General features: G+C 62.7%; 15 protein-coding genes and 4 pseudogenes. 14 read left to right on the top strand and 5 right to left on the bottom strand.

Annotated elements, in window-relative coordinates:
• Window positions 1-34: 34 nt before the first annotated feature.
• From J4G43_RS35840 to rfbG, 13 genes and pseudogenes are all read left to right on the top strand, one after another.
• A pseudogene (locus tag J4G43_RS35840) lies at window positions 35-985 on the top strand (M10 family metallopeptidase); the annotation flags it as partial.
• A 219-nt stretch (window positions 986-1,204) separates the two neighbouring features.
• The gene (locus J4G43_RS35835) at window positions 1,205-1,561 is read left to right on the top strand and encodes a hypothetical protein (RefSeq protein ID WP_208087803.1); all 357 of its coding nucleotides are present in this window, start codon (window positions 1,205-1,207) and stop codon (window positions 1,559-1,561) included.
• 460 nt (window positions 1,562-2,021) lie between these two features.
• Window positions 2,022-3,365 (top strand): IS1380-like element ISBdi2 family transposase, encoded by a 1,344-nt coding sequence (locus J4G43_RS35830; RefSeq protein WP_060907906.1) that lies wholly within the window; start codon window positions 2,022-2,024, stop codon window positions 3,363-3,365.
• Window positions 3,366-3,664: 299 nt separating this feature from the next.
• On the top strand, window positions 3,665-4,165 hold the full coding sequence (locus J4G43_RS35825) for a hypothetical protein (protein ID WP_225005307.1): 501 nt from the start codon (window positions 3,665-3,667) through the stop codon (window positions 4,163-4,165).
• Between the two features lie 348 nt (window positions 4,166-4,513).
• A complete protein-coding gene (locus J4G43_RS35820; protein ID WP_210387386.1) occupies window positions 4,514-6,064 on the top strand; it encodes a lipopolysaccharide biosynthesis protein in 1,551 nt (516 codons plus the stop codon).
• 3 nt (window positions 6,065-6,067) lie between these two features.
• Window positions 6,068-7,906: an asparagine synthase (glutamine-hydrolyzing) gene (gene asnB / locus J4G43_RS35815; RefSeq protein WP_063982144.1), complete on the top strand. Its 1,839-nt coding sequence runs from the start codon at window positions 6,068-6,070 to the stop codon at window positions 7,904-7,906.
• 99 nt (window positions 7,907-8,005) lie between these two features.
• Window positions 8,006-8,995, top strand: a complete 990-nt coding sequence (locus J4G43_RS35810; protein WP_225005305.1) for a glycosyltransferase family protein — start codon at window positions 8,006-8,008, stop codon at window positions 8,993-8,995.
• A 103-nt stretch (window positions 8,996-9,098) separates the two neighbouring features.
• Window positions 9,099-9,722, top strand: coding sequence for an acyltransferase (locus J4G43_RS55705; protein WP_063712108.1), 624 nt, complete (start codon window positions 9,099-9,101; stop codon window positions 9,720-9,722).
• Entirely contained in the window at window positions 9,712-10,560 is an 849-nt protein-coding gene (locus J4G43_RS35800; RefSeq protein ID WP_063982146.1) for a class I SAM-dependent methyltransferase, read from the top strand. Before J4G43_RS55705 ends, J4G43_RS35800 begins: the two co-directional genes overlap by 11 nt.
• Before the next feature lie 2 nt (window positions 10,561-10,562).
• On the top strand, window positions 10,563-11,495 hold the full coding sequence (locus J4G43_RS35795; RefSeq protein ID WP_038957496.1) for an NAD-dependent epimerase/dehydratase family protein: 933 nt from the start codon (window positions 10,563-10,565) through the stop codon (window positions 11,493-11,495).
• Window positions 11,488-12,684: a glycosyltransferase family 4 protein gene (locus J4G43_RS35790; RefSeq protein WP_208087800.1), complete on the top strand. Its 1,197-nt coding sequence runs from the start codon at window positions 11,488-11,490 to the stop codon at window positions 12,682-12,684. The genes J4G43_RS35795 and J4G43_RS35790 overlap by 8 nt, the downstream gene beginning before the upstream one ends.
• Window positions 12,685-14,235: 1,551 nt before the next feature.
• Window positions 14,236-15,006: a glucose-1-phosphate cytidylyltransferase gene (gene rfbF, locus J4G43_RS35780; protein ID WP_038957498.1), complete on the top strand. Its 771-nt coding sequence runs from the start codon at window positions 14,236-14,238 to the stop codon at window positions 15,004-15,006.
• Complete coding sequence (gene rfbG / locus J4G43_RS35775) at window positions 15,003-16,076, top strand: CDP-glucose 4,6-dehydratase (protein WP_080584045.1); 1,074 nt, start codon at window positions 15,003-15,005, stop codon at window positions 16,074-16,076. The genes rfbF and rfbG overlap by 4 nt, the downstream gene beginning before the upstream one ends.
• Here the strand turns inward: rfbG and J4G43_RS35770 are convergent.
• Together J4G43_RS35770 and J4G43_RS35765 are read right to left on the bottom strand one after the other, a co-directional pair.
• On the bottom strand, window positions 16,040-17,851 hold the full coding sequence (locus J4G43_RS35770; RefSeq protein WP_208087799.1) for a chloride channel protein: 1,812 nt from the start codon (window positions 17,849-17,851) through the stop codon (window positions 16,040-16,042). The genes rfbG and J4G43_RS35770 overlap by 37 nt on opposite strands.
• Window positions 17,852-17,998: 147 nt before the next feature.
• A complete protein-coding gene (locus J4G43_RS35765; protein WP_208087798.1) occupies window positions 17,999-18,205 on the bottom strand; it encodes a hypothetical protein in 207 nt (68 codons plus the stop codon).
• 306 nt (window positions 18,206-18,511) lie between these two features.
• Here J4G43_RS35765 and J4G43_RS56110 point away from each other — a divergent pair.
• Window positions 18,512-21,070, top strand: a pseudogene (locus tag J4G43_RS56110) (M10 family metallopeptidase C-terminal domain-containing protein).
• A 35-nt stretch (window positions 21,071-21,105) separates the two neighbouring features.
• On the opposite strand, the gene J4G43_RS35755 reads toward J4G43_RS56110, so the two are convergent.
• From J4G43_RS35755 to J4G43_RS35745, 3 genes and pseudogenes are all read right to left on the bottom strand, one after another.
• A protein-coding gene (locus J4G43_RS35755; RefSeq protein ID WP_129557670.1) for an IS3-like element ISRj2 family transposase occupies window positions 21,106-22,235 on the bottom strand; the annotation gives its coding sequence in 2 pieces (ribosomal slippage) (window positions 21,106-21,983 and window positions 21,983-22,235; 1,131 coding nt in all).
• Between the two features lie 54 nt (window positions 22,236-22,289).
• Window positions 22,290-23,751, bottom strand: a pseudogene (locus J4G43_RS35750) (acyltransferase family protein).
• Window positions 23,752-23,992: 241 nt separating this feature from the next.
• Window positions 23,993-25,247, bottom strand: a pseudogene (locus J4G43_RS35745) (IS1380 family transposase).
• Window positions 25,248-25,342: the final 95 nt, after the last annotated feature.

Raw genomic sequence — 25,342 nt, 5'->3', positions numbered from 1 at the left:
GAATGACGCGCGACGCGTCACCCCGGAGAGTACATTGGCCACCTCTGACACCGTTAGTGCCACCAACAACGCCGAGATCGACGGCCTGCTGTCGGGCTCCAAATGGTCCGACGCGATCACCTACAGCTTTCCGGACGTGCCTGGCGACTAAGCGAATCCATACACGGGCGGCGACGGCGAGCCGACGAACTCAGGCTTTGCCTCTGCCCCGGCGCAGATGCAGACCGCGATCAACTACGCGATCGGGTTGATCCTCGGCTACACCAACACCAGCATCCAGTACGCAGGGACCAACGGCGCCGACATCATGATCGCGCAATCGCCCTCAGCCAATCCGACCTCCTACGCCTACTACCCCGGTAATTATGCGTCGGGCGGCGACGTGTAGTTCGGGACCCAATACAATTACTCGCTGGCCAAGCTCGGCAACTACTATTTCACGACCGCGCTGCACGAACTCGGCCACGCCCTCGGGCTCAAGCACAGCCAGGAGGCTGGCGGCCCCGCCAATGTTGCGGTGCCGAGCGGCCACGACGACAGCGAATATACCGTCATGAGCTATCGCAGCTATGTCGGTGCATCGACGACAAGCGGCTATACCAACGAGGCCTACGGGTATACGCAGACCTACATGGCCAACGATATCCTTGCACTCCAGGCAATGTACGGCGCGAACTACACCACGCAGAGCAGCAACATGGTCTATGCTTGGAGCCCGACGACTGGGCAGGAGATTATCAACGGGGTCGGGCAGCTCGCGCCGGGCGGCGGCGCTGGCGGCTCGGCCAACCGCATCTACGAGACGGTCTGGGACGGCGGTGGCGTCGATACCTACGATCTGTCCAACTACACGACGAACCTGGGCATCAATCTCAATCCCGGCGCGTCGTCACTGTTCTCGTCGGTTCAACTGGCCAATCTCGGCAACGGCCATTCCGCCTCCGGCAACGCTCCGCGACGCCGTGACCACCAAGATGACGCGCAGAGAGATCGCCCAGGCCCGGAATGGGCGCCAAGCCGCGAGCATCGACCGTCTGACGCCTCGGCCTCCCTGGCTCTCGGCGGCCGTTAAAAAAACTCGAAAACCGGCGGCAGCCAGGACAACGCAACCATCACGGGGCTGGCCAATGGCGGGTTTGTGGTGACCTGGGAAGATCTGAGCGGAACGCTCGGCGATGACGAAGCGACCAGCGTCAAGGCGCAGATGTTTGCGGCTGATGGCAGCAAGGTCAGCAGCGAATTCCTGGTCAACACCGCGACGGCCTCCGACCAGCTCAAGCCAACCATCTCGGCGCTGCCCAATGGCGGCTTTGTCGTGACCTGGTACGATTTCAGCCAGACCGGCGGCGACAGCAGCGGCAGCAGCATCAAGGCGCAGATCTATACGGCCGATGGCAGCAAGGCTTATTTGCGCCGGGTTCCCAACTGTTCCGCGTGCAATTTCAATGATCGTGGCCGTTGGGCAACACTCTCACACGTTGCAACATGGCAGGAAGCTGATGGACAGCAGTCGGGCTTGGGATCAAACCGGTGCCGGTTTGATGGCGGGGGCGCATCGTAACTAGCCCGTCTTATTCGCGAGAGGGCGCCTGAGAGGCTGGCGAGCGTGGTGTAAAGCGCTGATGCGGCGTAGGATTCGGTTGCGAAGCCACCCCATCACCTTCAACCGCGAACGCCACGCCCGCCATGACCGATGATACGATTTCAGACCACTATCGAGAAGCAAGAATTCAACACAAATAAAACCTCTGCCTCGCGCTCGATCTCTTCATGCTTGATAGTCTCGTTTCGGAGGCTGATCACCTACCGCGTCTAATAGGCCGCTCGCGCCGGTTTCTTTGGACGCGGCACGACCGCGACTCCACGTTTCGGCACAGAAATGATCGGGAGTCACTCAATCTTTCTTCAACTTAACCCGTCTTATTCGTAAGAGTGCGCCTGAGGGGTAAAGCGCTGATGCGGCGTAGGATTCGGTTGCGAAGCCAACCCCATCACCTCCAACCGCGAACGCCACGCCCGCCATGACCGACGATACGATTCCGCCCTTCTCGTTTCCAGCCGTTCACGCCAAGAAAGTCACAGCTGCCTTCGATGGTGGGCGCCTAACCTCGAACGGGGGCGTGATGCTTCTGGCGATGGCCGAGCGGCGTCTCGGTTTGGCCGACAATTTGGCCCGGGTGTTCCCGGATCGGCGCGATCCGACGCGGGTCGTGCACAGCCTGGTCGATATGTTCCGCGCGCGCATGTTCGCGATCTGCTGCGGCTACGAGGACGCCGACGACCTCGATCATCTGCGGTCCGATCCGGCATTCAAGCTGGCCTGCGGTCGCCTACCGGACACGGGCCGGGATTTGTGTTCCCAGCCGACGCTGTCGCGGCTGGAGAATGCTCCGCGCCTGCGCGACGTGATCCGGCTGACCTACACTTTGGTCGACGCATGGATGGATAGCTACCCGCGCGAGCCGGCATCCGTCACGCTCGACATCGATGATACCTGCGACGTCGTCCACGGCCATCAGCAGCTCTCGCTGTTCAACGCTCATTATGACGAACGCTGCTTCCTGCCGATCCACGTCTACGACACGGAGAAGAGCCGGCCCGTGGCCGTCGTGCTGCGGCCCGGCAAGACGCCGGGCGGCGTCGAGGTGCGTGCCCATCTGCGCCGCCTGGTACGGCATATCCGGACGCGATGGCACAACACGCAAATTACGTTCCGTGGCGACGGGCACTATGCCCGGCCGGAGGCCATGGCGTGGTGCGAGACCAACGGCATCGACTACATCTTCGGTCTGTCCGGCACCAAGCCTCTCGCCAGAAAAGTCGACGAGGTCGCCGACGACATCCGCACGCGACGCGCCATCGAGAACCTGCCGGTTCTGCGTGGCTATACCGAGACGCGCCACAAGGCAAAGTCCTGGGATCGCGAACGGCGCACTGTCGCCCGTATTGAGGCGACGATGCTCGGCCTCGACATCCGCTTCGTCGTCACCAGCCTCGATGTCGGCTCGGCCGAGTGGATCTACGACAGCCTGTATTGCGCGCGCGGCCAAGCCGAGAATCTGATCAAGCTGCATAAGACGCAGCTCGCCTCCGATCGCACCAGCTGCCGTTCGGCGCTCGCCAACCAGGTCCGTCTCGTGCTCCATACGGCCGCTTATTGGCTGATGCTGACCGTGCGCGACGCCATTCCCAAAGCCCGGGAATTGGCCGCTGCCGAGTTCGCGACGCTGCGTCTTCGGCTCTTGAAAATCGCCGCCCGTGTCGTCGAGACCACGAGCCGCATTCGCCTTGCGTTTGCCGCGGCATGTCCCGAAGCCGACCTGATCTGCGGCTTGCCCGGCGCGCTGCTGCCGCTCGGTCCTTGACCGGCGGGGCGTCCGCCCCCGTTCGCCCAACCCATCCCTCAAGCGCGTTGCAAAGTACCGGTCGTCAGGCGGCGAAAAGCCGAAGGCAATCCTGTGCGCCTCGTCAGACAAGATGTGCGGCCGCATCAATCGGGCCCAAAAGCCGCACTCTCACGAATAGGACGGGCTAGTCTGGTGGGCGAGGCTTGCCGCGTGCTGGCGTGGCAACCATTCGCAAGGGAATTAAAGATGTCCGGGGGCTGAAACCGACGGGATTGGTCATCTTGGGCGCGGCTGCCGCGTCATGTTGGATTTTGAGCATGATCCTGGGCATTGCCGAGACCGCGGCTGCCACTTGGTCACGCATGGACATCCTGTCCGGCGATGCCGCGCCCAGCGCCGCCGAAAGCCTTGATGTCGGCACCATGAGGCCGATCGCGCGGCCGTCGCAGACTGCGAGCAAGCCGATCCCCCGCGGCAATCCGCTGTGGTCGGTGCCGTTCTCGGCGCTGACCGTCACCCAGGAGCGCCCGATCTTCTCGGCGTCGCGCCGGCCGCCGCCCCGCGCCGTTGCCGCGGCTCCGGTGGAAGAGGCGCAGCCGCCTCCACCGCCCGTGCCGGTCGAGGCGCCGTCGCCATTGCTGCTGGTCGGCGCCGTGGTCGGCGAGGGCGACACAATCGCGATCTTCCTCAATCGGATCGACCAGAAGGTCGTGCGATTGCGGCAAGGCGAATCGCTCGGTGGCCGGTCGCTGACCGCGGTCGAGCCGCGCGAGGTGACGCTCAAGCTCGGCGAGCGCAGCGAGGTGCTGGGGCTGTAACGGCCGGATGCGGGCCCTCCGCCCCCGCGACGACCAATTCCGCGGGTGCGGAGAGCAAGATGATCGTCCCGACCACGAACGGACCGTCATTTGCCCCGTTCACGCCCCGCTCGACGCCGAAAAACGGCGAGTCGGACGGCCTCTGAACCGCGCCTTTCCCGGATCGAACCACACGCCCGATAGGCCTGAAAGGGCAATCGAATCTGCCCCGCGCCGCCGGGCGGCTGCCGTTCTGCGAACCTATCGACATTCCGCGTGCTGGCTGCTAGCCCGGTTTCGCGATACCCAGGGGGAGCCCTGATCGGCGCGGTAGCGAAGGCGTTGCGGGGTGAAGGCCGGGTGGCTGGCATGGCGTTAAAGAAAAGACCGCCCGATCTGCTGGGGAATTCGGCGTGGAATGCGGTGGCCTTCGTCGTGGCCGTGGTGCTGAACCTGGCCATCCTGCCCTTCGTGATCGCTCGCCTCGGTCTCGCCGCGTTCGGTGTCGCGGGTCTTGTGACCGCCTGCGTTGCGCCCGCGCTCGTGTTCAGCAACGCACTCGGACTGTCGACGGCGCGAGAGCTTGCGCTGCGACTGGAGCCATCCGACCGCGATGATGCGCGGCGCCTGTTTGCAACGGCGATCGCGGTCGCGACTGCTGCTGGCGGCCTGATCACCATTTTCTTTTGGGTTGCCGGAGCCCCGCTGGCGCGTCTCGGCTTTCATCTGGCAGGTCCCGCGGCCGACGATCTTGGACTGGCCTTCGCATTGGCCAGTGCGGGCTGGTTGTGCCAATGCGTGTCGGCGGTCTTCGTGTCGTTGTTCACCGCGCGGCAGGACTATCGCCGGATTGCCTCGATCGGCATTGTCAGCACATTGATCTCGACGCTTTCGATGCTGCTGCTCATCCCCGCCGCGCCACATGCCTCGACTTTTCTCGGCTGTCAGGCGCTCGGGTTTGCAACCGGTCTGCTGATGGCTCTGGTCTGGTCCCGTGGCATGGGCCAATGGCTCGCTCCGCCCGCGCTGCACCGCGAGGCGCTCGGCAAATTGGTTCGGCTGGGCGGTTGGCAAGTCGCCGCGCAGGGTGGTGCGCTGCTTGCGGGGCAGGCCGATCGATATTTGCTTGGCGCGCTGCTGCAACCGCAATTCGTCGGCTTCTACGGTGTTGCGCAGCGTCTGCAGGAGGCGACCTATATCGGCATCCTCAAGGTCGGGGAGATCCTGTTTCCGTTCTTCAGCACGTTGCAGAAGGAGAGCGAGGATCGCAAGGTCGATCTACTGTTCCGATCGTCGTGGATTCTGAACGTCCTGGCCGCAAGTGCCCTTGGCGCATTGATCCCCGTGGCCGGTCCGCTGCTGCATGTCTGGACCGGTGCCGAGGTCGCGGCCGAGGCTGCGCGGGTGCTCGTCGTATTGGCGATTGCCGGCATCCTCGGATCCAGTGCGAACGTGTTCGGCTTTTATCTGCTGGCGCAGGCACGCTCGCGCTCCAACGCGCTCATCGCGCTGGTTACCGGTGTCGTCACCCTCGTCACTAGTGCGATCGTCCTGCCAAGCTTCGGATGGCAAGCCGCAGGCTGGAGCGCCTGCGCCGGCATGATCGCGCAGATCACGACCATCGTCGTGCTGTTGCGCCGCAGTTTTGATCTTCCCGGCATCTGGTCGCGCGTCGTCCATTGCGTACTGATACCGCTTGGCATCGGAATCGCGACGGCGCTGGCGCTGCGCTACGGTCTCGACCGTGCACTGTTCCAGCTTGCGCCGTCCTGGTGGTCCGTGGGCGTCGTCTCGTCGCTGACAGCTGCGATCATCTTTGTCGTCGAAGTTGCCGCGTCGCAGCTCGGACCGTATCGAAATGCCTGCTGGCAGGACCTGCGGGCCATTGTCAGTCGCTTCGTGCCCCTGAAGGCCATCTAGGATATGTGCGGAATCGCCGGAATCGTCAATTTGCGCGGCAATGCGGTCGAGCCGGCCGACATCTCGCGGCTGACCAGCCTGATCGCGCATCGTGGTCCGTTCGGCGAAGGGATCTGGTTCAGTGCGGACCGGACTCTCGCATTCGGCCACCGGCGCCTTGCGATCATCGATCCCGGCGAGGGCGGCTATCAGCCGATGTTGTCGTCGGACGGCCGCTACGTCATTGTCTTCAACGGCGAGATCTACAATTTTCTCGAGCTGCGCCGCGAGCTCGAGGCGCAAGGCGCGGTCTTCCGCAGCCAGTCCGATACCGAAGTGATCCTGGCCGCATGGGAAGCCTGGCGGGAAGACATGCTGCCGCGCTTCAATGGCATGTGGGCCCTGGCGATCTTCGACACAAGCACGCGCGAATTGTTCCTCGCGCGCGATCGCTTCGGCATCAAGCCGTTGCTCTATGCGATGTCGCCGGAGCGATTTGTTTTTGCCTCTGAGCAGCGGGCGCTGGTGCGCAGCGGACTGATCGATGCTTCCGTCGACATGGACGTGGCGCGCCGGCTGTTGCTCGACGCCTTCGGGATCGAGGGAAGTGAACGAACCTTGTTTCGGCAGGTTCGCCGTCTGCAGGCCGGTCATTGCATGTGGCTGCGCCAGGGCAAGGTCAGTGTCCGCCGGTGGTGGCGGACCGTAGACCATCTGCCGGCCGTGCCGGTCACTGAAGCCGAGCGTGTCGATCGTTTCCGCGAACTGTTCCAGGATGCCGTGGCCTTGCGGATGCGCAGCGACGTGCCGATCGGAACCTGCTTGTCCGGCGGCTTCGATTCATCGGCGGTGATCTGCACCATGGCCGCGCACGAGCGGGCCGGGATGGGGCCGCGCGATAGCACCGCGTGGCGGCATGCTTTCGTCGCAACGTTCCCGGGCGCCTCGAACGACGAGAGGCCGATGGCCGAGGAGGCTGCGGCCTGGGCGAAGGTCGAGCCCACTTTCCTCGAAATCGGGCAGGGCGACGCGCTGACCGACCTCGACCGGATTCTCGACGACCTCGACGATGTCTATATCGGGTTGCCCAGCGCCGTGTGGCTCATCTATCGGCAATTGAGGCAAAGCGAGGTGACGGTGTCGCTCGACGGCCACGGGGCCGACGAATTGATGGGCGCCTATATGCAGGAAGGACAGGCGCTAGGGTTTCGGATCCGGAACGCGACGGAAGACCTAGCTTCGCGATCGTCGCTGGCGCGGTGCGGCGTGGATGTCCTGCGCATGCTGGCCCTGAAGCGCAAGGGCGTCTATTTCCTGCGTGGCGGCCTGCGCGATCTTCCCGCCTTGCTTCCGCTGGTCGCCGAGGAGGATGTGCTGCCGCGTGAATGGGGCGGCCTGAACCGGCGGCTGTACCGCATGTTTCACAGCACGGTGCTGCCCACCATCCTGCGCAACTTCGATCGTCTCTCGATGGCCCACGGCATCGAAGTCCGCATGCCCTTCATGGACTGGCGCCTGGTGACCTACACGATGGCACTTCCCGAGAGCAGCAAGTCGGCAGACGGCTATACTAAGGCGGTCGCCCGGCGGGCGATGGCCAATCTGATGCCGGAATCGATCAGGACGGCGCGCCGCAAGGTCGGCTTCAATTCGCCGATGCCCGAATGGTTGAACGGACCTTTGGCCGGCTGGATGGCAGATCTGCTCGACCAAGATGTGCCGGCGTTTGCCGAACTGGTGAATGAAGCTGCCTTGCGCAAAGCGGTCGGCCGTCTGACAGCGTCGAAGACGTGGGACTGGGAGGCGGTCGGGCGGATCTGGCCGTATCTGAACATGAAATGGATGTTGGCAAGGTACGCCTGAACGATGCGCCTTTTCCAAAATTACGGCCTTTACCCATCTTATCTGCCGCGGCTGAACCAGCTCGCGATGAGCACCCAAAGTTTCTCGGAACGTCGAGACGTGTTCCTAAATGATCGTTTCGGTGCATCGCATTTCCTGCAGCCGGTGCTCGATGGATCGCCGGAGGCCTTCTTCACCAACGGCGACGACGCGGTCCTGCAGCGCCGCTGGGCGCGTGAGCAGGGTATGTCGGGCGAGCCGACGCTCGAGGCCATCCTGCTTGCGCAGATCGAGCATCACGCCACCGAGGTGTTCTACAACCTCGATCCCGTGCGCTACCCGAGCGCGTTCGTCGCCAAGCTGCCGGGTTGCGTGAAAACCGCATTGTGCTGGCGCGCGGCGCCGTCGGGAAACGCCGATTTCACGGCCTATGCCGCCGTGCTTGGGAACTTTCCGTCGATTCTCGACATGTGGCGCGACAAAGGATGCCGAGCCGAGTCGTTCTTTCCGGCGCATGATCCGGTGATGGACGAGTATGGCCACGGCGAACGTCCGATCGATGTCGTCTTCGTCGGCGGCTACTCGAGGCACCATCGGGCACGTGCGAGGACGCTGGAGCAGGTCGCGCGTCTCGCGGGCGGTCGCAACATCGTGCTTTGTCTCGATGCGTCGCGCCTGACCAGGCTCGCAGAGAGCGCGATTGGACGATTGCTGCCGCTGCGACAGCACCGGCGTCCAGAGGCGGTCGCCAAAATTGCCCAGCCGCCGGTGTTCGGGAGAGATCTCTATGACCTGCTCGGCTCGGCCAAGATTGTGCTGAACGGCGCGATCGACATGTCGGGCAGCGATCGCGGCAATATGCGTTGCTTTGAGGCGATGGGATGTGGCGCGTTGCTGGTGTCGGACGCCGGGCGCTATCCTGGGGGAATGGATTCCGAGACAATCGTGACTTATGCGGGCGGCAGCGACTGCCTTGCCCAGATCGAGACGTCCCTAAACAACTGGACTGAGATCAAGGCCAAGGCCGAACGAGGTCGAGCCGCGGTCCGAGATTTGTATAGTAAACAGCAGCAGTGGGCTCTATTTAGAAGCCTCGTGAGCCGTCTCTAGGAGCAAGCATGCACGTCGGTGGATTTGCCGTGACGCTCATGAGTGATGGCGCAACAGCGGTCGGCCGCGCTGTGACCGATGTTGCGAGGGCAAGGCTGGTGTGATGGCTGCTTCACTCCCAATCCGCGGCTTGGATATCCTGCTGGGGTGGAAAAGCTGGCGATCCGGCACGGTCACGCTCGGGCGGGGAACGTCGGTGGCTTGGCGGCGGCTGCGTCGTGTTCGGGGCAACCGGCTGACGATTGGCGACGAGTCTATCGTTCATGCCAATATCATTTTCGAGGACGGAGGGGCTGACATTCGTATTGGCAGCCGGACCTATATTGGTCTGTCCAATCTGATCTGCTTTCGCAGCGTCTCAATCGGAGATGACGTGCTGGTATCGTGGGGCGCCACCATCGTCGATCACGATTCGCATAGTCTAGAGTGGGATCTGCGACGCAACGACGTACGTGATTGGGCCCGCAACCAGAAGGCCTGGACTCACGTTCCCACCGCACCGGTGGTGGTCGCCGACAAGTCGTGGATCGGATTCAATGTCACTGTTCTGAAGGGAGTGACGATCGGGGAGGGCGCCGTCGTTGCTGCGTGCTCCGTCGTGACGCGCGACGTTCCGCCTTATGCTCTCGTTGCAGGAAACCCGGCGCGCGTCATTCGCATGCTGAATGCTAACGACTCGGCGGAACGACAGGCTCTCGCACGGGAGCTCCGCTCGGATGACCGGTGATCGACAATTCCGAACGTGGGAAGAAGCCGTGCTCTGGCTGCGCAATCAGCCGGATCAGGGCCAGCTCGTGCGTGACGCCTTCTATGACGATCCGCTGGCTGCGGCTGCAGAGCGCTATTTTCGAGGCACCGAATGGCAGGCTGTTGCGGCGTTGCTGTCCGGTCGCTCCGGCTCGGCACTTGACGTCGGCGCCGGTCGCGGCATTGCGAGCTATGCACTGGCCCGGAGCGGATTTGAGGTGACCGCGCTCGAGCCCGATGGCAGCGCGATCGTTGGCGCTGCGGCAATCCGCGATCTCGCGGCGCAGGCGAAGCTGCCGATCCGCGTGGTCGAGGAGTTCTCCGAGCGCCTGCCGTTCGCCGACAGAACGTTCGATGTCGTGTTTGCGCGTGCCGTGCTGCATCACACGCGCGATCTCGAGGGTGCCTGCCGCGAGATGTTTCGTGTGCTCCGCCCCGGCGGCATGCTGATCGCCGCGCGCGAGCACGTGATCAGCAAGGAAAGCGATCTTCAGCAATTCCTCGATCAGCACCCGCTGCATCACCTCTACGGCGGCGAGCATGCCTACCTGCTCGACCGCTATACCGGCGCGCTGAAATCGGCCGGCTTTGCCGTCGAGACGCTGGCGCCGCTCCAAAGCCCCATCAATCTGTTCCCGTATACGGCGCAGACGCTGCGATCCGCGGCGGTCGAGAAGTTGACGCGGAAGATTCCGGTTGCTCCGCTGTGGCGCGCCGCGTTTGCCTCGCAGCGCGTGTTCGCCTCCCTGCTCTCGTTTGCCGAGCGCTTCGACCACCGGCCTGGCCGGCTCTATTCGTTCGTCTGTCACAAGGTCTAGCGATGTCGATGTGGGTTACCGGCGCGAACGGGTTCATCGGCCGCCATCTCGTCCGCGAGCTGGCGGGCAGCGGGCATGCGGTGCATGGTGTCGGTCATGGTGCACTCGATCCGGGCGATGCGCGGGGGCTCGGCTTGCAGACCTGGATCAATGGCGAGGTCGACGCGGCCAACCTGAATGCGCTCGCTGCTGCGCACGGACTGCCGTCGCACGTCTTCCACCTCGCCGGTGGATCGTCCGTCGGATTGTCGATAGAGCGTCCGTTCGAGGATTTTTCGCGGACCGTAGCCAGTACGGCGCGCCTGCTTGAATGGCTTCGAAGCTTTGCGCCCGCGAGCCGGCTGGTGGTGGTGTCGAGCGCGGCGGTCTACGGTGCCGATCACACCGGTCCGATTCCCGAAAGCGCGGCGCTGGCGCCGATGTCGCCCTACGGCCACCACAAGCGGATGATGGAGCAGCTGTGTCACAGCTACGTCCAGAGTTTCGACGTTCGCTGCATGGTCGTGCGATTGTTCTCGGTTTACGGTCCCAACCTTCGCAAGCAGGTGCTCTGGGATATCTGCTCGCGGCTGCGGAGCGAGCAGCGCACGCTTAATCTCGGAGGGACGGGGGCTGAGATCAGGGACTGGACCGACGTTCGCGACGTCGTTCGCTTGCTGGCGCGCGTCGCGGAAGCGCCGTGGCAGAACGATTTTGGCGTGATCAATGGCGGCTCGGGGCGCGGCGTGAGCGTGGCCGAGATTGCCAATGGCCTGATCGGGCATTGGGGGAGCAGCACGGCCCTGCAGTTTTCCGGCGTCGCGCGCCCGGGGGATCCGACGAGTCTGCTGGCTGACAACGGGCGCGTACGCGATATGAATTTCGATTGGCGCATTCCGCTGGAGCGGGGCCTCGCCGACTACGTTGAATGGTTCAGGGGCCAGGCCCGTGCCTGAGGCGGCGCCGGTGCGGATCGCATTCACCAACATTCCACGCCGCCTATGGGCGGGAGGCTACAACTATCAACGCAACCTGTTCGATACGCTCAACAGGTACGCGCCCGGCGCCGTGACGCCCGTGCTGTTTGCTGGAACGGCCGATGATGCCGAGGAGATTGCGGCGCTGGCAGGTATTCCCGCCGTCGAGGTCGTGCGCTCGCCGGTGTTCGATCACGCAGCGACTGGTCTTGCCCGTGCGACGGATCTCGCCCGCGCGATCGCCTTTGGCCTGGACGGACCCGCCGTCGCCGAGTTCAGGATTCGCAAGATCGACCTGGTGTTCGAATCCGCGCGCTTCTTCGGCTGGCGCCTGCCGTTACCGGCGGTCGCCTGGTTTCCGGATTTCCAGCACCGCCTGCTTCCGCATCTTTTCTCCAGGAGCGCCTATTGGCGGCGTGATATCGGCTTTCGGGTCCAGCTTGCGTCCGGCCGCCACATCATGTTGAGCAGTGCCACCGCGCTCGGCGACCTCAAACGATTTTATCCAAGCTTGTCGAACGGTGTCTCCGTGGTCCGGTTCGCGACCGAGCCGCCGGCCGGCCTGCTGACCACGAATCCGTCCGAGGTGATCGCAAGCTACGGCTTGCCGCGGCGCTATTTCTATCTGCCAAACCAGTTCTGGCGTCACAAAAATCATCAACTCGTCGTCGATGCGCTCGGCCTGTTGAAACGCCGGGGGCTGGACGTCGTGGTCGCGGCGTCGGGGAGCCCGCTGGACTTCCGCGAGCCCGATCTTTTCGACACGATGATGCGGGAGGTCGATGCGCGCGGCCTGGAGAAGAATTTTCGGCACCTCGGAATGATTCCGCTGGACCATGTCTACGCGCTCCTGCGCGCATCGGTGGCGCTGATCAATCCGTCGGAGTGCGAGGGGTGGAGCACCACCGTCGAGGAGGCAAAGTCGTTTGGTGTCCCGATGCTGCTGTCTGACCTCGATGTGCATCGCGAACAGACCGAGGGCCGCGCCCGGTATTTCGGTATTCGCGATTCTGCGGCCTTGGCCGATCACATGGCAGAGGCCGCGCAATCAGCGGATCCTGCGACCGTCCGGAGGCTGCTGCCTGACGTCGAGCAGCGCGTGAAGGCGTTCGTTGCGGATTTCGTCCGGCTGACCGCGGACGTGATGCAGAATGCGGGAAAGCGCTAGTCGGTAGCTGCCTGCTGCGCGAAGATGCTTCGCGGCATCACGTACCGGAGCAGGAAGAGAATCGCGGTGCCGTGGGTGAGCATGGCGACCGAGAGAGGGGTGTTGAGCAGCACGTGAGGCAGCGTGCTGCAGGAGATCAATACGAAACGCTGCGGCAGCCTGATGAAGCACGGTTGCGCAGGGCCAGGACGGCGAGTGTGCCTGATGGGCCTTCTGCCCGCGCGCTACCGGCTACCGCTGATGCACTGGTGCCTTGAACGGCGCGTAAGCCGGGACCCGCCTGCTCGCGCCGGCGTGCCTTCCTGGGGAATTTACGGGTTGCTGTCCGCGCGTGAGGGGCGTTGAGCCAATTCCGACAGTTGCCACACTAGCAAACATCAATCGGGAGGTGCGCTAGTTCGATTTTGGAGCATTCATTCGAATCTGCGGAATTGCGCCATTTGCAGATAGTTCCGCGCGCGGAACGAAGATACTGCTTGGACGTTCCTCGAGTGCGGGCGGACACTGAATTCATACTCAATCGGAACCCGCTATTTATCGGTCCAAACAGCAGGCTGCTTTAGTCAGAAGTTCTCCATTACGTCGCCGGTGCAGCACGCGGTGATTTGTTCGGCTGCGATGGTAGCGGGCGTGAGGCTTGCGCTACTCGCCGTGTTCAGCCTTTTCGACTACCTGATAGAGAAGCGGATGTACGCGAATTGTGTAAGAGCTTACCAGCAGTCACCGATCTGCTTAGCCGAAGACCGAGCTTCACGGCTTCCAAAGCGGCCGTAGCCTAGAATTCAGCTGCTCTACATAGCCGTCGATCGCGCTCCGCAACTTTGCGGCGTTGGCGCCGTGAGCGCGACGCTTGAAGACCAGGTAATTGCGCAGCCCGCCGAGTTCGGCGCGGTCTGCTGGTGATGAGGACACCGTGCAGTGCCAGCGGATTGGCGCTGGCGCGGGTGTCCTGCGGCAGGCAGCGGCTTGAACACCAGCTTGGAGCGCGAGCCCGAGGGCTCGATGACCTTCTCGGCGCGCTCGCGGATATTCGCTGGTTGTGGCCTGGCAGATTCGCGTTTTCGGTCGCTTGGCGAGGCCTAGCATGTTGATGACGTCCTGCACCGAGGTCTTGTTGGTCTGCACGGGGCGCACTGGTAACGAATTGGCTCGGCTGAGCAGGCCAAGGTTGACGCTAGCGTCAACGGCACCTTAGAGTAGTACAATGATGTCGTGCCGGACCGCTCGAACAGAGCGATGTGGCGCCGGCTGCCGGTGAATTGTCTGTCAGCTGACCCGTCCTTGGCGCTAGCCTCGAGCGGCCTTTCGCAGGCGTGCTACCCGATGAAGCGCTGCCCCCGAGCCCACGAAGATTCGGCAGTCTCATAGCCATTTAACGGCACGATCGGTTCTCGGAGAGGCTGTCAGCGTCATGCGGCTATACGGGAAATGCCAAGAGGGTTGCTCAAGCTGAGATATTGCCTTTAAACCTCTCGCTGAGATGGATTTTCCCGGTTGCCGCCGGTTTGTATAGAAGTTGCCAAGAATGCGTGTTCCCGACTGGAGAGATCAATGAAGGTCGTAATTCTTGCCGGAGGTCTCGGCACCCGTATCGCCGAGGAAACCAGCACCCGTCCGAAGCCGATGGTCGAGATCGGCGGCCGTCCGATCCTCTGGCACATCATGAAGATCTACAGTCATTATGGCTTCAATGACTTCGTGATCTGTCTTGGTTACCGGGGCTACATGATCAAGGAGTACTTCGCGAACTACTTCCTGCACATGTCCGACGTGACCTTTCATATGGCCGAAAACCGGATGGAGGTGCATCGCGAAACCGCCGAGCCCTGGCGCGTCACGCTGGTCGACACCGGCGAGGACACCCAGACCGGCGGGCGGCTGAAGCGGGTGCTTCCTTACGTCGCGAACGAGCCCTTCTTTGCGTTGACCTATGGCGACGGCGTTGCCGACATCGACCTCGCCGCCGAGATCGCTTTCCACAAGGCGCATGGGCGGCGCGCCACCGTCTCGGTGGTGCGGCCTGCAAAACGCTTCGGCGCGGTTGCGATCGAGGGTGATCGGGTCGTCAATTTCGAGGAGAAGCCGAACGACGACGGCGGCTGGATCAATGGCGGCTTCTTCCTGCTGTCGCCGTCGGTCGGCGAGCTCATCGCAGGCGACAAGACGATCTGGGAGCGCGAGCCGATGGAGCAGCTCGTGAGTGGGGACGATCTCCGCGCCTATGTGCATCCCGGCTTCTGGCACCCGATGGATTCGCTGCGTGATCGCAACTTCCTCGAGGGCGAATGGGCGAACCACCGCGCCAAATGGAGAGTCTGGTGACGGATCCCGCATTCTGGCGCGGCAAGAAGGTTTTTCTGACCGGGCACACCGGTTTCAAGGGGGCATGGGCCTCGCTGTTGCTGCGCCGCCTCGGCGCCAGCGTCTACGGCTACGCGCTCGAGCCGACGCATCCATCCTCGTTGTTCGTGACGGCGCGCATCGCCGACGAGATCAGGCAGCGCATCGCCGACATTCGCGATCTCTCCGCCTTGCGCGCCGCAATGACTGAGGCCGAGCCCGACATCGTCATTCACATGGCGGCGCAAGCGCTGGTGCGCCCGTCTTACGAGGAGCCGGTCGAGACCTTTGCGACCAATGTGATGGGCACGGTGCACGTGCTGGAGGCGGCACGGCAGCTGCGTTCGGTGCGGGTTATCCTGAATGTCACCAGCGACAAGTGCTACGAGAACAACGGGGCGGGCGTCGCCTTCCGTGAGGTCGATCGGCTCGGCGGCGACGATCCCTACAGCAACAGCAAGGCCTGCGCCGAGCTGGTGACGCACTCCTATCGCCACAGCTTCTTCAAGGCTCCGGGTGCGGCGCGCGTCGCGACCGCGCGGGCCGGCAATGTCTTCGGCGGTGGCGACTGGGCGCGCGACCGTCTCGTTCCGGACGCGATGCAGGCGTTCCTTGCGGGCGAGCCGTTGCGGATTCGCAATCCCAACTCGGTGCGGCCCTGGCAGCACGCGCTCGATCCGGTGCTGGGCTATCTGACGCTGGTCGAGCGGCTGGCGGCCGACGGGCGTTTCATCGGCGGCTGGAATTTCGGCCCTGACGCCGCAAGCGAGGTGCCTGTGGGAGCCGTGGTCGAACATCTGATCGCGCAGTGGGGCGAGGGTGCGCGCTGGACCGCCGACGCGGGCCCGCATCCGCACGAGGCCGCCTATCTCAGGCTCGACTGCGCCAAGGCACGGAGTGAGGTCGGCTGGACGCCGCGGCTCGATCTGACGCAGGGGTTGCGGCTCACCGTCGACTGGTACAAGGCGCTGCGCGAGGGCAGAGACCTGCGCAAATTCTCGCTCGACCAGCTCGATCAGGTTGTCGGCGCGTCGTCGAGGACGGTCGCGTGACGTGACGGCTCACGGCGGACGGGGCCGAAGAAAGCGGACCGCCGTGTCTCGACCGATCTCGCGGTGGCGCGAATGCGCAGGAGGTCCTTGCGGGCAACCAAGCCGACGAGATGCCCGGTCGCGCGCTCGACGATCGGCACCCGCCCGACGTCGGCCAGAACCATCCGATCGGCAACATGCGAGACGGGCTCGTCCGGATAGCCGAGCGTGAGCGAGCGGTCTGATGCGCAGTCGAACAGGGTGGCGCGACCATCGGCGCTTTCCGCGCGCCACCGCAGCACGTCCGAGCGGCCGACGAGACCGGAGACCCCTCCGCCGGCGTCGATCAGCGGATAGGACTTGTGACGTCGTTCCCCGTGGGAGAAAAACGATACCGCTTCGCCGACGGTCATGGTTGCGGGCAGGGTATCGACATCCTTCACCATCACTTCGCTCACGCGAAGCAGGTCGAAGGGGTCGATGCCGTATTCGCGCACGACGTGCTGGCCGCGCCGCGCGATCTTTTCGGTGAGGATCGAGCGCTTGAGCAGTAACACGGTGAGCGCATAAGCAGCGGTCGTGGCAATCAGAAGCGGTCCCATCATCGCAAATTCGCCGGTCAGCTCGACGGCGAACAGGATCGCGGTCAGCGGCGAGCGCATGGTGCCGCCCATCATTGCGGCCATGCCGATGAGTGCCCACGCACCATGCGGGCCCGGCAGCAGCTGTCCTTCGAGCCAGCCGGCGCAGCCGCCGAAAATGAGAAGCGGCGCGAGGACGCCGCCGGAGGTGCCCGATGCCAGGGCAACGATCCAGATCGCAGACTTCACGAGCAGGATCAGGACCGTGGCCGATACCGCAATGTTGTCGTTGAGCAGGTCGCCGATGATATCGTAACCGACACCGAGCGCGCGTGGCTCGATCAGGCTGCCGGCACCGACGAGCAATCCGCCGATCGCCGGCCACCACATCCAGTGAATTGGGAGATGGCCGAAGATGTCCTCGGCCTTGTACAGGAGGGTGGTCAGCAATCCCGATTGCAAGCCTGCCGCGATGCCAATGCCGACGCAGGCAAGCGGTCCCCACCACGGCAAATCGAGCTGGCCGGCGAACGGGAACAGCGCGCCGCTGCCGATCAGCCACGGTCGCAGTGCCGACGAGACCACGCAGGCGGCGATCACGGGAATCAGGCTGCGCGGCTTCAGCTCGAACAGGAGAAGTTCGACGGCAAGCAGGACGGCGGCGACCGGGGTTCCGAAGATCGCCGTCATACCCGCGGTCGCACCGGCGACCAGCAGCGCCTTGCGCTCGGCGGCGGTGAGGTGGAAGCATTGCGCGAAGAGAGAGCCGACGGCGCCGCCGGTCATGATGATCGGGCCCTCGGCGCCGAACGGGCCGCCGGTACCGATCGAGATCGCCGACGACAGCGGTTTGAGGACGGCGACCTTCGGCTGGAGACGGCTGCCGCCGATGAGGATGGCCTCGATCGCCTCGGGAATGCCGTGGCCGCGAATCCTCTCTGAGCCAAAGCGCGCCATCAAGCCGATGACGAGGCCGCCGAGGGCCGGGGCCGCCACCATCCAGACGCCGGGCTTCAAGCCCGACAGCGAGAGCGTCTGCGCGCTCAGCGTATGCAGCCATACCGCATTGGTGGCGAGCGCGATGGCATGCAGCAACAGCCACGCCGTCGCCGCGCCGCCGGCGAAGACGGCCATGGCGACCAGCATCAGAACACGCCGGTCTGTCGTGAAGTCGCCGAGGCGCGGCAGGGAATTGGCGGGGATGGAGCGTGGCATCTTGGTCCGATCGGAGAATAACGCAATTGTAATGATGACGGAGCCGGCCGCTCAGGCCGGACGGCGGCGAAAATATATCGTAAAGCGATATAAATCAACGGATCAATTGCTGGCGGAGGTAGGCTTGAAAGTCAGGTGACGGACCGTCTAGCGCGGCAGCACCAGAATCTCGGAGATGCGCGCCTGCGAGGAGATCGCGTGATTCAGGCGCGCGCCCGACGCAGACCGCGAGATACGATTTGAGCAGGACGATGAGGCGAGGATGGCGCGCTCGATATCGGACGCAAGACCGGTCGGCCGGACCCCGGCGTTTGCACCTTCACCGACGCATTGGACCAGCCTTGCTGCTCCCATCAGCGCCGGCTTTTCCGACCGTGACAGGCACTCTTCTTCCGAAGAGCGGCGGATGCAGCTCGGCCATCGCTGTCAGAGCCCCACAAAGGCCAGCCGCGAACAGGTATATTCTCATGACTTCCCTACGCCGAAACCGAGATCTGGCTTCCACCCATGGTCCGTATAATTACGGAATCCGATACATGGCAGGTATTATGACCGAGGTGGCGCCGCGACCGCTAAAATTAAACCGAACGTATACCTCTGAAGCTAGAATGAGCATTCTGCGCCTTACGTCGAGCGTGCCTAGCTGCTCTGGAGAGTCCAATGGCCAACGCAGTCACGATCAGCAAGTCCAATAACAGCGATATCGACGGTATGCTGTCAGGCTACAAATGGTCGGGCACCATCACCTACAGCTTTCCCGACGCGCCTGGCGACTACGCGAATCCATACACGGGCGGCAACAGCGAGCCGACGACCTCAGGCTTTGCTTCAGCGCCCAGCCAGATGCAGGCCGCGATCAACTACGCGATCGGGTTGATCCTTGGCTACACCAACGCCAGCATCCAGTACGCAGGCACCAACGGCGCCGACGTCATGATCGCGCAATCGCCCTCAGCCAATCCGACCTCCTATGCCTATTACCCCGGCAACTATGCATCCGGCGGCGATGTGTGGTTTGGAACACAGTATAACTACTCGCTGGCCCAGCTCGGCAACTACTATTTCACGACCGCGCTGCACGAACTCGGTCATGCACTTGGCCTCAAGCACAGTCAGGAAACTGGCGGCGTCGCTAACGTCGCAGTTCCCACGGCCCACGACGACAGCGAATATACCGTCATGAGCTATCGCAGCTATGTCGGTGCTTCGACCACGAGCGGGTATACCAACGAGGCGTATGGATATCCGCAGACCTACATGGCCAACGATATCCTCGCGCTACAAACGATGTACGGCGCGAACTACACGACCCAGAGCGGCAGCACGGTCTACAGCTGGAACCCGGCGACGGGGCAGGAGTTCATCAACGGCGTCGGACAGCTCGCGCCGGGCGGTGGCGTCGGAGGCTCGGCCAACCGTATCTACGAGACGGTGTGGGACGGCGGCGGCGTCGATACCTACGATCTGTCAAACTACACGACGAACCTGGGCATCAATCTCAATCCCGGCGCGTCGTCACTGTTCTCGTCGGTGCAACTGGCCAATCTCGGCAACGGCCATTCCGCTTCGGGCAATGTCTACAACGCCTATCTCTACAACAACGACGCGCGATCCTACATCGACAACGCCACCGGCGGGGCCGGCAACGACACGATCATCGGGAACGTCATCGCCAACGCACTGAACGGCGGCTCCGGCAACGATACGATCACTGGCGGTGGCGGCAACGACACCATTATTGGTGGCGCCGGTACCGATACGGCGGTGTATTCGGGCAATAGGGCGAACTATTCTATTTCGTTCAATGCGAGCACGCAGACGTTCACCGTCACGGATTTGCGTGGTGCCATCGCCCGATGGCGTGGATACCGACACGGGCATTGAATACCTTCAGTTTGCAGATGGCACGGTCGCCAGCTCGTCGTTGATCCCTGTCACGATAGAAGCAATGGGCACGACTGCGCTTGTCCAGTCGGGCGGCCTCTACAATCTTAACCCGGTTGGCGCCGGCACAGGGCCAACGCTGAAATATCAGGGCACGGCTTATGTAGCCGGGCAGTTTGGTAGCTGGACTCCGATCGGAGTTGAGCAGATCGGCTCCGGCTATCAGGTGGCCTGGAAGGTGATTGGCGTCGATAACTATTCAGTGTGGAGCACCGATAGCAACGGCAACTACATCTCCAACGTGATCGGTGGCGTCTCCGGCTCAAGTGCTTCGTTGGCGTCATTCGAAAGCGCTTTTCACCAAGACCTGAATGGGGACGGTATCATTGGTTCACCATCGAGAACGGTGATTGAGTCCTTCGGATCAACAGAGCTGGTCAAGGTGGGTTCTAATTTCTATTTTGGCGAGGTCGGCAGCGGCAGCGTAGGCCCGGAGTTGACATACAACGGTTCGCCATTCGTGGACGGCCAGGCGGGCGGATGGACCCCGATCGGCGTCGAGCAGACCGGCTCCGGCTATCAGGTCGCCTGGAAAGTGGGCGGCGTTGACAACTATTCGGTGTGGAGCACCGACAGCAATGGCAATTACATTTCTAACCTGATCGGCGGCGTGTCGGGCTCAAGCGCCTCGTTGGTGTCATTCGAGAGCGGTTTTCATCAGGACTTGAACGGAGACGGAGTAATTGGAGCGTCGACGGCACTGACAGCGGTGATCGAATCTTTCGGTTCGACCAAGCTGGTCCAGGTCGGCAGTAATTTCTATCTCGACAACATTAGTAGCGGCGCGGGCCCAGAACTGAAATACAACAGTTCTCCATTTGTGGAGCGGGCCAGGCGGGCGGTTGGAGTCCTATCGGCGTCGAGCAGATCGGCTCCGGATATCAGGTAGCGTGGAAAGTGGACAGCGCCGATAACTACTCGGTATGGAGCACCGACAGCAATGGCAACTACATTTCCAACTTGATCGGTGGTGTGTCAGGGACAAACGCTTCGTTGGTGTCCTTCGAGAGCAGTTTTCATCAGGACTTGAACGGAGACGGGGTCATTGGTGCGTCGCCAGCACCGACGGCGGGGATCGAAGCTTTCGGCTCGAACAAGCTGGCCTCCGCTAAGTTCTATTTCGGCAACCTTGGAAATGACGGCGCTGGCCCTGAACTGAAGCAGAGAGCTGGCCCCGGTTGTTTGGACAGCGCCCCGCTGGATTTAAGTGGATTCCTGCCGGGTTATGCTGAACGCGGGGCTTTACGGTTTTGTCGTTGCGTCGGGAGGGCGTAGCCCGACCAGAGCGACGACAAAACCGTCGGCGACGGTCATGCGGCCATCACCATAGCTTGCGTGCCGAAGTAAGCCTCGTCGGGCGTGCGCCCGTCAAGGCTCGAGTGAGGGCGTCCCTGATTGTAGAAGGCCAGATACTTGGCAATTGACGCTCGCGCCTCGGACACGCTGTCGTAGGCGCGGAGATATACTTCTTCGTATTTGACCGTGCGCCAGAGCCGCTCGACAAACACGTTGTCGCGCCAGGCGCCCTTGCCGTCCATGCTGATGGCGATCTTCGCGTCCAGCAGCACATCGGTGAACTCGAGGCTGGTGAACTGGCTGCCCTGATCCGTGTTGAAAATCTCGGGCCTGCCGTGCTTCGCCAACGCCTCCTGGACCGCTTCGACGCAGAAGGCCGCCTCCATTGTGATCGAGACGCGATGGGCCAGGACCCGTCGGCTGAACACATCGACGACCGCCGCGAGATAGACGAAGCCACGCCGCATCGGAATGTAGGTGATGTCCATTGCCCACGCATGGTCGGGCCGCTCGATCTTCAATCCGCGCAACAGGTACGGGTAGATCTTGTGACCCGGAGCCGGCTTGCTCGTGTTCGGGCGACGATAGACCGCCTCGATCCCCATGCGCTTCATCAGCGTCGCGATGTGGCGGCGACCGGCGTATACGCCCTCCCGCCGCAGCAACGATCGCAGCATACGCGCTCCCGCGAAGGGATAATCGAGATGCAGCTCATCGAGCCGACGCATCAAGGCAAGGTCCTCGGCCGAAACTGGCCGAGGTTCATAGTAGACCGTGCTGCGAGCCAGCTTCAGGACCTTCGCCTGGCGCACGATAGAAAGATCATGATCGCGGTCGATCATCGCTTTGCGCTCAGCAGGCCCGCCTTGGTGAGCGCGCCGGACAAAAAATCGTTTTCCAACGCCAGCTCGCCGATCTTGGCATGTAACGCCTTCAAATCGACCGGCGTCTCGGCCGATGTCTTGTCATGCCCAAACACGCCGGCGGCGCCTTCCAGGAGCTGGTTTTTCCAGATCGTGATCTGGTTCGGATGAACATCAAACAGTTGCGCCAGCTCCGCCAGTGTCTTGTCGCCTTTGACCGCAGCCAAAGCAACCTTCGCCTTGAATGCCGGAGAATGCGTCCGGCGGCTCTTCTTCGTCATCTTCGCTCCTGATTCGCAGCAAGAATCCTCGCCGCTGTCAGGCAGAAAATCCACTCAAGCTACTGTCCGAATTTGCGGGGCCAGCTCTATGTACCGCGTCCCATTCTCTCTGGCGACGCGTTCAATTCCGTTCTCGATGGCAAGTGTCTTGCTGAGGTCAATTTGCAAGCGGCCTGGCAACATATCCGATCTGTACTGCAGCCAAGATTGCAGCAGGCGCGAGGGAAGGCTCGGATCGAATCTCGGAGCAGGCCCAAGGACAAATATTTCGGCTACGCCGGCTGCCCTTATCTTCGCGATCGTGTCCTCAAGCATGGCTGCATACGCTGAGCCGGTCTTCCAATCGTTCGGATAATTCTGCCAGGCACCAAATAAGATGACAGTCTGGGCAGGATGTTTCCGAATTAGCTCGAAGACCGCCGCATTGCCGTCGCGACATCCCGACGACGGGCTCGCCAAGTCCGAGCAGGGGGGCGCAGCCATTTCTCGTGAGCTGCGAAATGCGCTCCGAACCGAAAACCTCCCGAAGACCAGGCGAAAGCCGCGCAGCATGCGAGTCTCCCCAGATCACGATCGCGTCGTTTCGATTTGTCTTTAGGCATACCGGCAGCAGCTTGGAAGTATCCTCCTCATTTCCGAGCCAGCACCCTGGATTGTAGGCATCCGTCTTGAAATCATAGCGTTCGTAGGCGAGAGCGGCTTGCAATGCGTCGGGTAGCCGGCTGGGGATTCCATGCGCAAATGCAATTGAAAAGCCGGCCAGTCCGACAACGGCAAGCGACGCGACAGCGCCCCGCGCGAGAGGCGAAAGTCGAAGATGCTTCTTGAGCGGCACTTCGACCGCCAGGTAAGTCAGGATTGCTAGACAGATGCTCGCAACCAAACACGCCGATGCCTGCCATGGCGCGAGTGTAGTGCCATTCTTGATGTAGGCGAAAACCAGGATTGGCCAATGCCATAAATAGAGCGGGTAGCTGATCCTGCCCAGGAAAACCATCAAGCCGCTACCCAGCGTCCGCGTCGCAAGTCTCGATGTTGCGCCGTAACGGATCGCAAGCATCGACCCGGCAACGATCGCCAACGCGAACTTGTTCGGCCAAGCCGCCTGGCCGATGCCAAGGAAGGCGACGAGCGCGATCATCGACACTCCAACGATGACAAAGATTGTAGAGTTGGCAGACTTGGCGCTTCCCGTTCTCATCACCGCCAACAAACCGCCCGCCGACAATTCCCAAGCCCGCGCAAGCGGCGAGTAGAAAGCTGCAGAGGTGTGGCCGAAATGGCTGAGACTCCAGCAGTGCAGAAGTGACAGCAGAGTAATGGCGAGAAGCATCCATTCCATTCGGAGACGGAATCTCACGCCGATCAGCATCAATACCGGCCAGACCAGATAGAACTGTTCTTCGACCCCGAGCGACCAGAGATGCAGGAGCGGCTTTGTCGATGCGGCAAGATCGAAATAGCCCGTTTCGGTCCAGAACAGCAAGTTGGGTAGGAATAAGGCTGCAGCGGCCACTTGTTTCCCCAGCGCTTCGAAAAGGCTGGGCGTCAAAAAGACCCAGCCGAAGCTCAGCGCGGTCGTGGTTACTAACCCGTCCTATTCGTGAGAGTGCGGCATTTGGGCCCGATTGATGCGGCCGCACATCTTGTCTGACGAGGCGCACAGGATTGCCTTCGGCTTTTCGCCGCCTGACGACCGGTACTTTGCAACGCGCTTGAGGGATGGGTTGGGCGAACGGGGGCGGACGCCCCGCCGGTCAAGGACCGAGCGGCAGCAGCGCGCCGGGCAAGCCGCAGATCAGGTCGGCTTCGGGACATGCCGCGGCAAACGCAAGGCGAATGCGGCTCGTGGTCTCGACGACACGGGCGGCGATTTTCAAGAGCCGAAGACGCAGCGTCGCGAACTCGGCAGCGGCCAATTCCCGGGCTTTGGGAATGGCGTCGCGCACGGTCAGCATCAGCCAATAAGCGGCCGTATGGAGCACGAGACGGACCTGGTTGGCGAGCGCCGAACGGCAGCTGGTGCGATCGGAGGCGAGCTGCGTCTTATGCAGCTTGATCAGATTCTCGGCTTGGCCGCGCGCGCAATACAGGCTGTCGTAGATCCACTCGGCCGAGCCGACATCGAGGCTGGTGACGACGAAGCGGATGTCGAGGCCGAGCATCGTCGCCTCAATACGGGCGACAGTGCGCCGTTCGCGATCCCAGGACTTTGCCTTGTGGCGCGTCTCGGTATAGCCACGCAGAACCGGCAGGTTCTCGATGGCGCGTCGCGTGCGGATGTCGTCGGCGACCTCGTCGACTTTTCTGGCGAGAGGCTTGGTGCCGGACAGACCGAAGATGTAGTCGATGCCGTTGGTCTCGCACCACGCCATGGCCTCCGGCCGGGCATAGTGCCCGTCGCCACGGAACGTAATTTGCGTGTTGTGCCATCGCGTCCGGATATGCCGTACCAGGCGGCGCAGATGGGCACGCACCTCGACGCCGCCCGGCGTCTTGCCGGGCCGCAGCACGACGGCCACGGGCCGGCTCTTCTCCGTGTCGTAGACGTGGATCGGCAGGAAGCAGCGTTCGTCATAATGAGCGTTGAACAGCGAGAGCTGCTGATGGCCGTGGACGACGTCGCAGGTATCATCGATGTCGAGCGTGACGGATGCCGGCTCGCGCGGGTAGCTATCCATCCATGCGGCCCGTGTCCGGCAGCCGTCCGCAGGCCAGCTTGAATGCGGGATCGGACCGCAGATGATCGAGGTCGTCGGCGTCCTCGTAGCCGCAGCAGATCGCGAACATGCGCGCGCGGAACATATCGACAAGGCTGTGCACGACCCGCGTCGGATCGCGCCGATCCGGGAACACCCGGGCCAGATTGTCGGCCAAGCCGAGACGCCGCTCGGCCATCGCCAGAAGCATCACGCCCCCGTTCGAGGTCAGGCGACCGCCATCGAAGGCAGCTGTGACTTTCTTGGCGTGAACGGCTGGAAACGAGAAGGGCAGAATCGTATCATCGGTCATGGCGGGCGTGGCGTTCGCGGTTGAAGGTGATGGGGTGGCTTCGCAACCGAATCCTACGCCGCATCAGCGCTTTACACCACGCTCGCCAGCCCTCA

Source organism: Bradyrhizobium barranii subsp. barranii (genome assembly GCF_017565645.3).
Taxonomy (GTDB): Bacteria; Pseudomonadota; Alphaproteobacteria; order Rhizobiales; family Xanthobacteraceae; genus Bradyrhizobium; species Bradyrhizobium barranii.
Note: the sequence above shows the minus strand (reverse complement) of the source record. Positions and strands in the feature narration are given on the sequence as shown.